Below are 13,111 nucleotides of genomic sequence, written 5' to 3'. Positions count from 1 at the left end.
GCTTGCTCCCGCTCGGCTGCGCAGCAGACGCAAAACCTGCTATCTCGTTTTGCCTGACACACCTCGTTTAACTTTTTTGGGCCGCTTCGTAGCCCGGCAAGAGCAAGCTCCCTCGTCACAGACGATCACAGTCGCCGACGATAAGACAAACTGGCGGACCCTGCAGCAGGAAGCTCCCCATGCTCAAAACCCTCGCGGTGGCCAACTACCGCTCGATCAATAAATTGGTGATTCCGCTCGAACGGCTGAACTTGATCACCGGCCCCAACGGCAGCGGTAAATCCAATCTCTACCGCGCCTTGCGCCTGCTGGCGGAAACTGCTCAGGGCGGTGTGGTCAATGGCTTGGCACGCGAGGGTGGGCTGGATTCGACCTTCTGGGCCGGGCCGGAAACCATCACCCAGCGCATGCGCACTGGTGAAATCCCGGTCCAGGCAACCATGCGACACGGCGTCAAGCGCCTGCGCCTGGGGTTTGCCGGCGAAGACTTCAGCTACTCGATCGCGCTGGGCCTTGCGGAACCGAGTCTTTCCGCGTTTTCTCTGGACCCGGAAATCAAAAGGGAATGCATCTGGTCCGGGCCGTTCTATCGCCCGGCCAGCCTACTGGTGGATCGCGACGGCCCGATGATTCGCACACGGGCCGGACGCGGCTGGGAGGTGCTGGCCCAGCGCACACCGAATTTCGACAGCCTGTTCGATCAGGTCGGTAGCTTGCGCACCTCGCCGGAAGTCTTGCAGCTGCGTGAATTCATTCGCCGCTGGCGCTTCTACGATCACTTTCGCAGCGATGCCGATGCCCCGGTGCGACAACCACAGCTGGGCACTCGCACGCCGGTGTTGCACCACGACGGTCGCGACCTCGCGGCGGCGTTACAGACCATCCGCGAAATCGGCGATCCCGAAGCCTTGCAGGCGGCGATCAGCGATGCGTTCCCCGGCGCGACGCTGAACATCGCACTGCTGCAAGGTGGCCGATTTGCAATCGAGTTTTATCAGGAAGGGTTGTTGCGGCCACTGTCCGCCGCCGAGCTGTCGGACGGGACGTTGCGCTATCTGTTGCTGGTCGCGGCATTGCTGACACCCCGGCCGCCGACGCTGATGGTGCTGAATGAGCCGGAAACCAGTCTGCATCCGGACTTGTTGCCGGCATTGGCGCGGTTGATTATTCGAGCGTCCGAACAGTGCCAGGTGTGGGTGGTGTCCCATGCACGGCGCTTGATCTCGGCATTGCAGCAAGACCCGGAGTGCAATTGCATTGTGCTGGAGAAAGATTTCGGCCAGACCGGGATGGTCGGGCAGCGGATGCTGGACGAGCCGGTGTGGTATTGGCCTGACTGAGACACACTGATCGTTCCCACGCTCTGTGGCGAGGAAACAAGCTCCCTCACCACAGGTGGGAACGATCAGCTGAAGCAAATCACCCTTGCCACTTCCCACCCTCGACAATCACGCTTTCAGGCCTGGTGTCGTCGCTCAGCTCTTTGCGCACATACTGGTCGTACAGCTTGAGCAAAAACTTATCCTCACCCAGCTTCGCCAACTCCGTATTCACCCAATCGCGCAGTTCGATGTTGCCCTTCTTCACCGCCGGGGCGATCGGTGCTTCGGCGCCCAACTTCTGCTCCAGTACACGGTAGCCCGGGTTTTGTTTGGCCCAGCTGAACAACACCAGATTGTCCTGCGCATAAGCGTCGCCGCGACCATTGGCCAGGGCTTGCAGGGACTCGGAGTTTTTCTCGAACTTCAGCAGCTTCCAGTCCGGGTGATTTTTGGTCAGCCAGACATCGGCTGTGGTACCCGTGGTCACGATAGTCGTGCGGGTCGCCAGGTCATCAAGGTTCTTCACTGAACTGGCCTGAGGCACCAGCGCCTGCACCGCCACCTTGAGGTTCGGGTTGGTGAAGTCCACCGCTTCCTTGCGCTCCGGGGTGACGGTCATGTTGGCCAGGATCAGGTCGACCTTGTCGCTTTGCAGGAATGGAATCCGGCTCGCCGGCTCCACCGCCACGAACTCGACTTTGTTTTCATCGCCCAACAGATCCTTGGCGAATTGGCGGCCAATGTCGGTATCGAACCCCACGTAGCGCCCGGTCTCATCGACAAAACCGAACGGCGGTTTGTCGGTGAACACGCCGACAATCAGCTTGTCCCGGGCTTTGATCTTTTCCAGGTAACCGGCCGGTGCGCTGCTGACGCTGGCGACTTTCGGCTTGGCCGGTTCTTCGGTTTTGTTGCAACCGGCCAGCAGCGCCAGGCCGAATAGCGGGAGTAGCAGTAGAGAAGACTTGGCAGTTTTCATGGCAGTTCCAGTTCCTTTGTTTGAGTCGTTTTGGGTAGTGCGGCGACGAAGGAGAACTTCTCCAGGAACTGCTGCGCTCGTGCGGTTTGCGGGTTCGTAAAGAAAATCTCGGGGGGGTGTTGCTCAAGGATGCGCCCGGCGTCCATGAACACGATGCGGTCGGCCACGGCGCGGGCGAAGGCCATTTCGTGGGTGACAATCAGCAGGGTCATGCCCTCGCGGGCCAGGCCCTGAATCACTTCGAGCACCTCCTTGACCATCTCCGGGTCGAGGGCGGCGGTGACTTCGTCAAAGAGCATGACCTGGGGATTCATGCACAGCGAACGGACGATGGCGATGCGTTGCTGCTGACCACCGGAGAGCTGACGCGGGAACGCGTCGCGCTTGTCCAACAGGCCTACGCGCTCCAGCAAGGCTTCGGCCTGTGCACGGGCTTCGCGGCGGTCGCGCTTCTGCACTTTCACCGGGCCAAGCAGCACGTTATCGAGCACGCTCATGTGCGGGAACAGGTGATAACTCTGGAATACCATGCCGATCTGCTGACGCACTTCGCGCCAGTCGGTGCCCTTGTCCAGCAACTCACGCCCGGCAAAATTCAAGCTGCCGCTGTGAGCGACTTCCAGGCCGTTGAGGCAGCGCAGCAAGGTGCTTTTGCCACAGCCGCTGGGGCCGAGGATGACGATCACTTCGCCCGGTTTCACCTTCAGATCGATGCCGTTGAGCACCTGCTGCTCGCCGAAAAACTTGTTGAAACCCTTGAATTCGATCAATGCGCTCATGCTTGCGTCCAGCGCCGCTCCAGCACGCGGGAAGCGGCTGACAGCGGGTAGCAGATGAAAAAGAAAAACAGAAACAGCGCGCCGTAGATCAGTACCGATTCGTAGGTGCGCTCGATGATCTGCTGGCCGACCTTGATCACGTCCACCACGCCGATCAGCACCGCCAGGGAGCTGGTCTTGATGATCCGCGTGTAGACGTTGATGGTCGGCGGCGTCATGCGTTTCAGAGCCTGGGGCAGCAGTACGTAGCCGTAGAGTTGCGGGCCGTTCAAGCCAATCGACAATCCCGCTTCTCGCTGGCCGCGCGGTAACGAATGCAAGGCCCCGCGCACCACTTCCCCGACTTCGCTGGCGCCCCACAGCGACAGCACCAGCACCGCGCACCAGAAGCTCGGAATGCTCAGGCCGAAAAAAATCGGCAGGCCGAAGAACAGCAAATACAACCAGACCAGCACCGGGATCGCCCGGAACAGTTCCAGATAAACCCGCAGCATTGCGTTGAGCCATGTCGAATTCAGCGTGCGCAACACGCCGTAGAGCACCCCGCCGACGGTGCTGAAGGCGATGCTCAGGAAAGAAATCGACAAGGTTTGTGCAGCGCCCTTGCCCAATTGCGGCAACGACACCATGAGCAACTCAAGACCCGAACTGGCCATGCTGGAGCCTCCTTTCCAGACGGCTGAGCAGCAGCGACAACGGCAAAAACAACAGCACGCAGATCAACGTCAGCACGGCGAGCATTTCGTAGGTTTTGTAATAGAGCGCGATGTAGCTCTTGGTGGTGTAGAGAATCTCCGGCACCGCCACCGCCGAGACCACCGTGGTTTCCTTGAGCAGGAAGATGAAATTGGCGAACAGCGACGGCAGGCTGAGGATGCCGGCCTGCGGCAGGATCACGTAGCGCAGCAATTGCCCGTGGGACAAGCCTATTGAACGACCGGACTCAAGTTGCGCCTGGGGCACGGCATCCACGCCGGCGCGCAGGACTTCGGTGAGGTAGGCTCCGCCGAGAAAGGTCATGGTGATGATCGCTGCGGCGAAGCCCGAGACTTTGATGCCCAGGGCCGGCAAGGCGAAGTAGACGAAGAACAACTGGATCAGCAATGGCGTGTTACGCGCCAACTCCACATACAGCCCGACCAGGCGCTGCAGGTAAGGCGTGCGGAACACCAGAATCGTCGCGTTGACCAGCGCCACCAGCAATGAAGTGCCGATGGCGATGAAGCCGACCTGCAGCGTCACACCAACGGCTTTGAGAAACGCCGGCAAGGTGCTGAGGATAAATGCGTAATCGAAGGTCATTGAACATCCTGTACACCGCTCGGTAAGCGACGATGGCGCAGTCCATGGGCAGTGGATAACCACCCGGCAGGCATCGACTTTAAAGGTATAAAAAGAGGAATTTAAATACCGTTAAAGCATATTGATATCACGCAAAAAACTATCCTGCGGATTTGCGACGGCAGCGGGAGACGGCTATTTTCCTTTGCGCTGGAGGAAGGATCTTTTTTTCAAAATGCCCCTCCAAGGACGTGCAGCTTTTGGCCAGACTCCCCCGGCCGAACCATCACAAGGAAGAGAACATGGCTGACCTAAAAGTGCCGCCGCGGCTGGAGCCGCAGGACATCGTGAAATTGCTGGTGGCGTTGCGCAGGGCGTTGAAGGCCAGAGAGGCCTAGACCGAGAGCAGGTTCCCTGTGGCTGGGGACTTGCTGTGGCGAGGGGGCTTGCCCCCGTTGGGCTGCGAAGCGGCCCTAAAACCTGCATTCCGATTCCCCCTGACACACCTCATGGACTGATCGGCGACTGCTGCGCAGCCGAACGGGGCGAAGCGGCGTTCCGACAAGCCCCCTCACCACAGGTGAAACACACTTCAATAAAAAACGCCGACGCTGTAGTAGCCGTCGGCGTTTGAAACCTTGAAGGGGTTCGAGACTGCAATCAATCAGAACGCCGGCAGTACCGCGCCGCTGTATTTCTTGTCGATGAACGCCTTCACTTCAGGACTGGTCAGAGCCTTGGCCAGCTTCTGGATGGCAACGCTGTCCTTGTTGTCTGGACGTGCCACCAGGAAGTTCACGTAAGGCGAATCGGCACCTTCGATCACCAGCGCGTCTTTAGCCGGGTTCAGGCCCGCATCCAGCGCGTAGTTGGTGTTGATCATGTCCAGATCGACCTGGTCCAGAACACGCGGCAGCATGGCCGATTCCAGTTCCTTGAACTTGAAATTGTGCGGGTTCTTGGCGATGTCTTTCGGGGTGGCCAAAGCGTTTTTCGGGTCTTTCAACTCGATCAGGCCAGCCTTCTGCAGCAGGATCAGGGCACGGCCGCTGTTGCTGCCTTCGTTCGGGATGGCGATGGTTGCGCCGTCCTTCAGCTCAGCCAGGGTTTTGACTTTCTTCGAGTAGCCGCCGAACGGTTCGACGTGCACGCCGATCACAGTCACCAGGTTCGTGCCTTTGCCTTCGTTGAAGCTTTTCAGGTACGGCAGGGTCTGGAAGTAGTTGGCGTCCAGACGCTTCTGGTCGACCTGCACGTTCGGCTGAACGTAGTCGGTGAAGACTTTGATCTCCAGGTCCACGCCTTCTTTGGCGAGGGTAGGCTTGATCAGTTCAAGAATCTCGGCATGTGGAATCGGCGTCGCCGCAACCACCAGTTTCTCGCCAGCCTGGGCCAGGCCCGCGGTCAGGGCAGCCGCCAATGCGGTGAACAACAGAACCTTTTTCATGCAGTGTCCTTATCGAAAATCACGGTCGTCATCGACGACGGCTAAATGTTTAGGTGCCAGTGGAGTGCTATCGCTGGCGTGACGCGGACGATACCGGGATTTTTTATTCCCGAACAATATCTTTTATTCACTTTCATATTCCATTTTATTCATACAGTCCAATCCACGAACGACCCTGTAGGAGCGAGGCTTGCCCGCGAAGAGGGAGTGTCAGCCGACATCAATATTGCCTGGCACACAGCTGTCGCGAACAAGCTTCGCTCCTACAGAAGCCCCGTGGTTTTGAGCAGGTCTTTCAAGGCCTCTTTTTCGGCGGCGGAGCCGCTGCCGAGGATTTTTTTCAGTTGCTGCTCGATCTGTAGCAACGATGCAGGCGCCTCGGGCAGATTCAAATGCTCCGGCAAAATCTCATCGCCAGTACTCACCAGCAGCGCAAAGTGAATGACGTTTTCCAGCTCTCGGGTGTTGCCCGGCCAACTGTGTTGCTCCAGCAGATGCTGCGCGGCTTCGCTGATCAGTGGCACCGGCAGGTCGAGGCGCTGGCTGTAGATGCCGAGGAAGTATTCGGCCAGCGATAAAATATCGCCCACCCGCTCACGCAAGGCCGGCAGTTCGAGCTGGCCCTCGCTGAGGTAGTGATAAAGCCGCTCATGGAATTTTCCGGCCGCCACTGCCTGGGCCAGATCGATGCTGGTGGCCGCCACCAGACGCACGTCCACCGGGCTCGGCTGGTGCGCACCGACGCGGGTGACTTCGTGGTTTTCCAGGGCTGCGAGCAACTTGATCTGGATCGGCAGCGGCAGGTCGCCGATCTCGTCCAGGTACAAGGTGCCGCCATTGGCCGAGCCGAACCAGCCGGCACGACTGCTGGCCGAACCGCTGTAGCTGCCGGCGGCATAGCCGAACAGTTCAGCATCGGCGTAAGTCGGGCTGATCGCACCGCAATTGACGGATACGAACAACCCGCCACGATCACTGGCGCGGTGGATGTGCCGCGCCAGCAGTTCTTTACCGCTGCCGGTTTCACCGCGAATCAACACCGAGATCGAACGTGGTGCCAGTTGTTCCAGCTCCTGGCGCAATTGCCGGGAACGCGGATCGACAAATACCAGCGCCTTGGCGCGGATGCTCAGCGGGCTTTTCTCCGCATCGGGAAAGGTCAGCAATGGCTGACCGAAGGTTTCATGCAAACTCATGGCAGACTCCCGCCCAAAACCGCCGGGAGGCGGGGGCGTTTAACAAGAAAAAGGTTTACGCACGTCGCAGGGCGTGGTGTTCCATACGGTTTTGCAGGCGATAGAGATAGGCAAAACCCTGCTCCCAGCGCCGGTGACCGGACTTCACGTTGATGTGCCCGGCCCCCGATAAAATCCCCGCCTCGGCGCCCCATTGACGCGCCAGTTCAAGCGCACGTGGCGCGCTCACGGCGGCGTCGTTGTCAGAGCTGACGACCTGGCTCGGGAACGGCAATAAATGGGTCGGGATCGGCGCAAAGTTGCGCAGCGCCGGCGCGCAGGCCGGGCGCTCGACGTCCGCCGGCGCGACCAGCAAGGCGCCGCGCACTTGACGCAAAAATTGCAGCGGCGCGGTGGCTGCCCAATGGGCAACGGTGATGCAACCCAGGCTATGGGCGATCAGGATCACAGGCGTGCTGTCGGCGGCAATCGCCTCGGCCAACGCTGCGACCCAGTCTTCACGACGAGGCGTCAGCCAATCGGCCTGCTCCACCCGCGCGCTGTTTGGCAGACTGTTCTGCCAGTGGGTTTGCCAATGATCTTCTGGCGATCCTTGCCAGCCCGGCACAATCAGGTAGCGAATTGATTCGTTGCGCATGGGGGAGCTCTCCTGCTGTGTGTCTGTTCCTGATCGAGTATAGGGAGGAGAGTTATATTCGCTAAGGAATAAGAAGCTATTTATTAAGATCAATATAGAATATGTGTTTGCCCGAAATAAAAAAGGGGCCGCACCCTGCCAAGGAGACGGCCCCGGAAACTCAAAATCTGTTTGCGCTGATCAACAATCCTGAAGCCGATGATTGGCGAAATCGGTTATCCAATAAAGGAATATTTAATTACTTTATTAGGCCTAAATCGCATATACAAATCATCTTCCGCAATCGCCGACCCCTCGCTGCTTGCGTCACAACGTAGCGTCCCTTTGGGTCAAATTGATGACGAGCGTTTTTCGCCTTTGAGTTTCCGGGTGCCTTGCTCAAACCTGGGCGGCATGCACCTGACGGGGTTCTGTGGTCGCCTTGCGCGCAAATCGGTTCGCCCGTGCAAACGTCCCGAAATCATTGAACCGAACCCCCATCTCACGCATCACCTCATGCGCCACCGGCACTGTCATCTGGCGGATGTAAAACGGTTCCTTCACCACAAAATGATGGATCCCGTGGCTGCTGCCGAAGTTGAAGCAGAACGCCTGCAACGGCCACAGCCACCAAGGGTTCAAGACCTGAGTCTGCTGAATCACATTCCCCGGCTCGACGTCACCGTAGTAGTGCATGTTCGAGCTGACAAAGTGCAGGCAGAACGTGCGCAATACGTTCGGACCGATGATCACCACGACAGCGATGTCGATCACTTGCATCACCGCCAATGTCGTCGCCGACCATTCGATGGGCGCCCCCGATAGATGCGCGATGCCGTTGGCGGCGTGAAAACCGAGGAACACATACCACGCCCCCCAATGCATCAGCGCCAGCGGTGCGTAAACTTTCAGGGAGCGCTTGAGGATGCTGAACTTGTGCGCCCAGGTCTTGGCCCGCAGCATGCGGATAAACGCCGACATCACGTTGTCGCCAACCATCAACAGCCGCGCAAAACCCCAGCGCTCACCGTTGGTGATCGCCCGCTCTTCCATGTCGGCTTCAGTGCCGGACACCTTGTGGTGGTTGAGGTGCAAATGGCGGCGGATCCACGGATTGATGGTGCTCGGCCGCGCCAGCCACACCAGGCCCATCATCAGGTTATGCGGCACCCGCTGTTTGCGAAAATACATGCTGTGGATCAGGTCATGCTCAAGTTCATGGGTCAACGAAGCGAAAAACGCGTTGACCAACAGGCATGCCCACCAGGTCATGTATCCGTTGATATAGAGCACTGCCGAACCGATCATCCCGGCCAGGGCGAAGGCCAGGATGCCCGCACCCAAGGCGTCCTGATGGTTGAGAATCGGGTAGCGCCGACGCAACTCGACGCCCTTGGCCAATACCACCTGGCGAATATGCGCTGATCGTTGTGCTGCATTCAGTCGCTGGGGACTTGCAGAAGTACCGTCCATGCTTCCATCCTCTGGTTATTGATGTTCGCATCCTGCCCTGTGATGCTTCACACAGCGGTAGCCGTGAACGCCAACCTGTTGACCGGACGCGCCAATCGACATGACTGAACCGACCTCCCTCGCCAGCTGGACCCGCGCCCTGCGCAAGCAGCTCGATGCGCTGGGCCTCGACAGCACCGCCCTGTGCCGACAGGCGGGGCTAGATCCGCAGTTGATGGACGACCCGAACGCCCGTTACCCGTTGTCCGGCACCACACGCCTGTGGGAAATCGCGGTGCAGGTCAGTGGCGACCCGGCGATTGGCTTGCGGGTGTCGCGGTTTGTCAGCCCGACCACGTTTCATGCGCTCGGTTATGCGTTGGTGGCCAGCGGCAGCTTGCGGGAAGTGTTCGAGCGCATCGTGCGCTATCACCAGGTGGTCAGCGATGCGCTGGACCTGGAGTTGACCCGCGCCGAGGATCGCTATCGCTTCCGCCTGAAAATCCCCCAGGGCAACCCCGCGCCAGCCTTCGAAGCCATCGACGCCTTCGCGGCGATTTACGTGCGCACCTGCCGTAACCGGCTGGGCCGTGACTACGCGCCGCTGGCGGTTTATCTGCGCCGTCCGGAACCTGCCGACCCGCATCAATGGCACAAAGTGTTCCGTTCTCCGGTGTATTTCGCCGCCGAGGAAGACCGACTGGAATTCGCCCTGGTGGATTTCGACAGCCACCTGGACGACGCCAACCCGGAACTGGCCGAACACAACGAAACCGTGCTCAAACGCACCTTGGCGCAACTCAAGCCCCTGACCTGGGAGCGCAAGGTTCGCGACGCCATTGAAGAGCAACTGCCTGAGGGCGAACCGTCGGCCGATCGCATCGCCGAAGCACTGCACTTGAGCTTGCGCAGCCTGCAACGGCACCTGGCGGACGAAGGTTGTCGGTTCGATACGCTGCTCAACGAAAGTCGGGAAAACCTGGCGCTGCTGCACCTGCGCGACCCGCAATGCTCGTTGAGCGAGGTCAGTTATCTATTGGGATTCGCCGACACCAGCAGTTTCTGCCGCGCGTTCAAGCGCTGGACGGGAATGACGCCGGGGCAGTTTCGGGATGGGTTGCGGTAATAGATTCGCAAGGCGTGTTGCGATTTCCGGCCCCATCGCAATTTCTCAAGCACCACTGAAACCGCTACCGCCCCCGATCCCGCCGCAACACCTTGCGCACCCGCTTCACCAGCTCACTGACGGTAAACGGCTTGAGCAGGTAATCATCCTCATGCAGCTCCAACCCGCGCAGCCGGTCCTCGATGCCGTCCGTGGTGGTGAGCAACAGCACCGGTGTATCGCCGAGCTTGCGGATCTGCTGCAGCAACTGCCAGCCGTTGAGCCCCGGCAGCATCACGTCGAGGATGATCAATTCATATTCGCCAGATTCGATAAAGCGTCGGCCGTCCATGCCATTGAGCGCTACATCCACCGCATAACTCGCTTCGCTCAGGCCTTTGGCCAGGAGGCTGGCGGTCTCGGGTTCGTCTTCCACTAACAGCACACGCATGGCACACCTCGATTGTCGTCTTCACAGGCTAGGCGCGTTCGTGGACAAAGCCCATCAATAAAATCGACAGCGCCTGCAAGTGCACATCAAACCACCGCCAACGCCCGCAACCGCCGCGCATCCAGAATCTCAATCTCGCCATACCTGAGATTCAGAATCCCCTGCCCCTGCAAATCCTTGAGGATCTGGTTGGTGGTCTGGCGCGACAGCGACAGCATCGACGCCAATTGCTCCTGCGGCAGTTGCAGAACACGGCGCGGCAGGTCGATTTCACCATAGCCCTCGGCGATCATCAGCAAGCGATGGGCCAGGCGCGCCGGGGCCGGCATCAGGCTCAGCTGCTCGAGGTTGATGAAGGTCAGGCGCAGTTTGTGGCTCATCAGCAATGCCAATTGCCGCCAGTACACCGGGTGCTCGTCGAGCAATGCCAGCAGCGCTGTTTGCGGGATGTGCAACAGAATGCACTGGCCTGTGCCGAACGCGTCGTGGGTTCGCGGCTGACCATCGAACAGGCAGATTTCGCCGAACCAGTGCGGCGATTCCACCAGACTCAGCAGCGCTTCCTTGCCCTGCTCGTTCACCGCACCAATGCGCACCGAACCTTCAAGCACCGCATACAACCCGCACGGGGGATCACCGCGCTTGAACAGCCGCTGCCCCGGTGACAGCCGCCGAATCCGGGCGATTGCCAGCAGACTATCCTGTAAGGAAACAGGCAAGTGATTGAACCATTGCCCCGTCATCAGGCGTGAACGCCAAACCTGCATGTCCATGAAAACTCCTGGAGATTGTCGCCTGGCTGACAGAGCGAGAGATGAACCCGGGGCATCATCAATCACCCTACAGGAGGAATAACAATGAAAAGCCTCGTTGACCATCTCAGTCAATACGCCGCCTACCACCGTGATCCGCGCAATATCGCCAGCCATTTCGTGGGCATTCCCCTGATCGTCGTGGCGGTCGCGGTGTTGCTGTCGCGTCCGCAATGGGCCGGGGGCTGGCTGTCACCGGCAGTGCTGGTGTCACTGGTGTCGGCGTGGTTTTACCTGCGCCTGGAACTGCGGCTGGGGGCGCTGATGACGGTATTGCTGGGCCTGTCGGTCTGGCTGGGGCATGTGCTTGCGCAGCAGAGCACACTTGCCTGGCTTGGCGCCGGCATCGGGATGTTCGTGGTGGGCTGGGCGATTCAGTTTGTCGGTCATCATTACGAGGGGCGCAAACCGGCGTTTGTCGATGATGTGACGGGGTTGATTGTCGGGCCTTTGTTTGTGGTGGCTGAGTTGGCGTTTTTGCTCGGGATGCGGCATGAGCTCAAAGAGCAGATCGAGGCGCGAGTGGGTGGTGTGCGAATCAATCCGAAGAATGCGGCGGCTTAGGCCGCTTTAAAGATCGCAGGCTGCGCCAGCTCCTACAGTGGATTTGGGTTGGCCACAGATGTGTGTTCGACCCAAATCCACTGTAGGAGCTGGCGCAGCCTGCGATCTTTTGATCTTAAATGTTGGCGACTTTCTGCCAGACCTTGGGTTTGAAGAACAACGTCTCACCCTTCGTCAATCCAACCAGGCTATCGTGATCCTTCACCACTTCAGCTTCAATCAACTCGCTCTGGCCTTCGACCTTCAGCGTCACCCGCGTGGTGGCGCCCAACGGACGAATATCCCGCACTTCAGCGGCGTGGTGGTCTTCCAGTTCATGCCGCGACAGCGACACTTCGTGTGGACGGAACAGTACGTGCCGGTCTTCGCCCAAATGCAGACGGTTCGAATCGCCGAGGAAGTGATAGACGAAATCGCTGGCCGGATTTTCGTAGACGTCGCCCGGTGAACCGATCTGCTCGATCACCCCCTTGTTCATCACCACGATCCGGTCGGCAACTTCCATCGCCTCTTCCTGGTCGTGGGTCACGAATACCGAAGTCAGGTTGATGTCTTCGTGCAGCCGCGCGAGCCAGCGACGCAGTTCTTTACGGACCTTGGCATCGAGTGCACCAAAAGGCTCGTCGAGCAGCAGCACTTTCGGCTCCACCGCCAGGGCGCGGGCCAACGCGATGCGCTGACGCTGGCCGCCGGAGAGTTGTTCCGGGTAGCGATCGGCCAACCAGTCCAGTTGCACCATGTTCAGCAGTTCGTGGACTTTCGCCGCGATCTGGCTCTCGTTCGGACGCTGGTTTTTCGGCTTCATACGCAGGCCGAACGCAACGTTGTCGAACACCGTCATGTGGCGGAACAAGGCGTAGTGCTGGAACACGAAACCGACGTTGCGATCACGCACGTCGTGGCCGGAAACGTCTTCGCCGTGGAACACGATGTTGCCCTGATCCGGGGTTTCCAGGCCGGCGATGATTCTTAGCAACGTGGTCTTGCCGCAGCCGGACGGCCCCAGCAGCGCCACCAGCTCGCCGCTTTGAATGTCCAGGCTGATGTTGTCCAGCGCCTTGAACGCGTGAAAGTTCTTGCTGACGTTACGCACTTCGATCGACATGA

The 13,111-nt window shown here is 59.4% G+C and carries 14 protein-coding genes; 3 read left to right on the top strand and 11 right to left on the bottom strand.

The features are described 5' to 3' along the window. Positions 1-179: 179 nt before the first annotated feature. Complete coding sequence (locus PSH69_RS01035) at positions 180-1,340, top strand: AAA family ATPase (RefSeq protein WP_305410773.1); 1,161 nt, start codon at positions 180-182, stop codon at positions 1,338-1,340. Positions 1,341-1,419: 79 nt separating this feature from the next. Here PSH69_RS01035 and PSH69_RS01030 read toward each other — a convergent pair whose 3' ends face one another. The 8 genes from PSH69_RS01030 to PSH69_RS00995 form a co-directional block, all read right to left on the bottom strand. Continuing rightward, complete coding sequence (locus PSH69_RS01030) at positions 1,420-2,301, bottom strand: transporter substrate-binding domain-containing protein (RefSeq protein WP_305410772.1); 882 nt, start codon at positions 2,299-2,301, stop codon at positions 1,420-1,422. Next, entirely contained in the window at positions 2,298-3,080 is a 783-nt protein-coding gene (locus PSH69_RS01025; protein WP_305410771.1) for an amino acid ABC transporter ATP-binding protein, read from the bottom strand. Before PSH69_RS01025 ends, PSH69_RS01030 begins: the two co-directional genes overlap by 4 nt. Next, positions 3,077-3,736, bottom strand: coding sequence for an amino acid ABC transporter permease (locus PSH69_RS01020; RefSeq protein ID WP_018929350.1), 660 nt, complete (start codon positions 3,734-3,736; stop codon positions 3,077-3,079). The genes PSH69_RS01025 and PSH69_RS01020 overlap by 4 nt, the downstream gene beginning before the upstream one ends. Continuing rightward, on the bottom strand, positions 3,717-4,382 hold the full coding sequence (locus tag PSH69_RS01015; protein WP_018929351.1) for an amino acid ABC transporter permease: 666 nt from the start codon (positions 4,380-4,382) through the stop codon (positions 3,717-3,719). The genes PSH69_RS01020 and PSH69_RS01015 overlap by 20 nt, the downstream gene beginning before the upstream one ends. Before the next feature lie 643 nt (positions 4,383-5,025). Next, positions 5,026-5,808 carry a MetQ/NlpA family ABC transporter substrate-binding protein gene (locus PSH69_RS01010; protein WP_007941045.1) on the bottom strand — a complete coding sequence of 261 codons (783 nt, stop codon included), beginning with the start codon at positions 5,806-5,808 and terminating at the stop codon, positions 5,026-5,028. A 263-nt stretch (positions 5,809-6,071) separates the two neighbouring features. Further along, positions 6,072-7,004, bottom strand: coding sequence for a sigma 54-interacting transcriptional regulator (locus PSH69_RS01005; protein ID WP_204123981.1), 933 nt, complete (start codon positions 7,002-7,004; stop codon positions 6,072-6,074). Positions 7,005-7,059: 55 nt separating this feature from the next. Next, positions 7,060-7,641, bottom strand: coding sequence for an alpha/beta hydrolase (locus tag PSH69_RS01000; RefSeq protein WP_018929354.1), 582 nt, complete (start codon positions 7,639-7,641; stop codon positions 7,060-7,062). A 378-nt stretch (positions 7,642-8,019) separates the two neighbouring features. After that, entirely contained in the window at positions 8,020-9,093 is a 1,074-nt protein-coding gene (locus PSH69_RS00995) for a fatty acid desaturase (protein WP_305410770.1), read from the bottom strand. A gap of 100 nt (positions 9,094-9,193) precedes the next feature. Between PSH69_RS00995 and PSH69_RS00990 the strand changes: the two genes are divergently transcribed. Next, positions 9,194-10,198 (top strand): AraC family transcriptional regulator, encoded by a 1,005-nt coding sequence (locus PSH69_RS00990; RefSeq protein WP_305410769.1) that lies wholly within the window; start codon positions 9,194-9,196, stop codon positions 10,196-10,198. Between the two features lie 64 nt (positions 10,199-10,262). Here the strand turns inward: PSH69_RS00990 and PSH69_RS00985 are convergent, their stop codons facing one another. Together PSH69_RS00985 and PSH69_RS00980 are read right to left on the bottom strand one after the other, a co-directional pair. After that, complete coding sequence (locus tag PSH69_RS00985) at positions 10,263-10,628, bottom strand: response regulator (protein ID WP_205887018.1); 366 nt, start codon at positions 10,626-10,628, stop codon at positions 10,263-10,265. An 86-nt stretch (positions 10,629-10,714) separates the two neighbouring features. Next, on the bottom strand, positions 10,715-11,401 hold the full coding sequence (locus tag PSH69_RS00980; RefSeq protein ID WP_305410768.1) for a Crp/Fnr family transcriptional regulator: 687 nt from the start codon (positions 11,399-11,401) through the stop codon (positions 10,715-10,717). Positions 11,402-11,485: 84 nt separating this feature from the next. Here PSH69_RS00980 and PSH69_RS00975 point away from each other — a divergent pair, with 84 nt between their 5' ends. After that, complete coding sequence (locus tag PSH69_RS00975; protein ID WP_305410767.1) at positions 11,486-12,004, top strand: DUF962 domain-containing protein; 519 nt, start codon at positions 11,486-11,488, stop codon at positions 12,002-12,004. Positions 12,005-12,119: 115 nt separating this feature from the next. On the opposite strand, the gene PSH69_RS00970 is transcribed toward PSH69_RS00975, so the two are convergent. After that, positions 12,120-13,109 carry a sulfate/molybdate ABC transporter ATP-binding protein gene (locus PSH69_RS00970; RefSeq protein WP_028939547.1) on the bottom strand — a complete coding sequence of 330 codons (990 nt, stop codon included), beginning with the start codon at positions 13,107-13,109 and terminating at the stop codon, positions 12,120-12,122. Between the last annotated feature and the right edge of the window lie 2 nt (positions 13,110-13,111).

The sequence above is a fragment of the Pseudomonas sp. FP1740 genome (assembly GCF_030687165.1).
GTDB lineage: Bacteria > Pseudomonadota > Gammaproteobacteria > Pseudomonadales > Pseudomonadaceae > Aquipseudomonas.
This window is presented reverse-complemented; position numbering and strand designations above follow the sequence as displayed.

Coding starts and splice junctions, on each gene's coding strand:
- PSH69_RS01000 (WP_018929354.1), bottom strand. CDS start 7,641: ATGCGCAACGAATCAATTCGCTACCTGATTGTGCCGGGCTGGCAAGGA.
- PSH69_RS01010 (WP_007941045.1), bottom strand. CDS start 5,808: ATGAAAAAGGTTCTGTTGTTCACCGCATTGGCGGCTGCCCTGACCGCG.
- PSH69_RS01020 (WP_018929350.1), bottom strand. CDS start 3,736: ATGGCCAGTTCGGGTCTTGAGTTGCTCATGGTGTCGTTGCCGCAATTG.
- PSH69_RS01015 (WP_018929351.1), bottom strand. CDS start 4,382: ATGACCTTCGATTACGCATTTATCCTCAGCACCTTGCCGGCGTTTCTC.
- PSH69_RS00970 (WP_028939547.1), bottom strand. CDS start 13,109: ATGTCGATCGAAGTGCGTAACGTCAGCAAGAACTTTCACGCGTTCAAG.
- PSH69_RS00985 (WP_205887018.1), bottom strand. CDS start 10,628: ATGCGTGTGCTGTTAGTGGAAGACGAACCCGAGACCGCCAGCCTCCTG.
- PSH69_RS01030 (WP_305410772.1), bottom strand. CDS start 2,301: ATGAAAACTGCCAAGTCTTCTCTACTGCTACTCCCGCTATTCGGCCTG.
- PSH69_RS00995 (WP_305410770.1), bottom strand. CDS start 9,093: ATGGACGGTACTTCTGCAAGTCCCCAGCGACTGAATGCAGCACAACGA.
- PSH69_RS00980 (WP_305410768.1), bottom strand. CDS start 11,401: ATGGACATGCAGGTTTGGCGTTCACGCCTGATGACGGGGCAATGGTTC.
- PSH69_RS01005 (WP_204123981.1), bottom strand. CDS start 7,004: ATGAGTTTGCATGAAACCTTCGGTCAGCCATTGCTGACCTTTCCCGAT.
- PSH69_RS01035 (WP_305410773.1), top strand. CDS start 180: ATGCTCAAAACCCTCGCGGTGGCCAACTACCGCTCGATCAATAAATTG.
- PSH69_RS00990 (WP_305410769.1), top strand. CDS start 9,194: ATGACTGAACCGACCTCCCTCGCCAGCTGGACCCGCGCCCTGCGCAAG.
- PSH69_RS00975 (WP_305410767.1), top strand. CDS start 11,486: ATGAAAAGCCTCGTTGACCATCTCAGTCAATACGCCGCCTACCACCGT.
- PSH69_RS01025 (WP_305410771.1), bottom strand. CDS start 3,080: ATGAGCGCATTGATCGAATTCAAGGGTTTCAACAAGTTTTTCGGCGAG.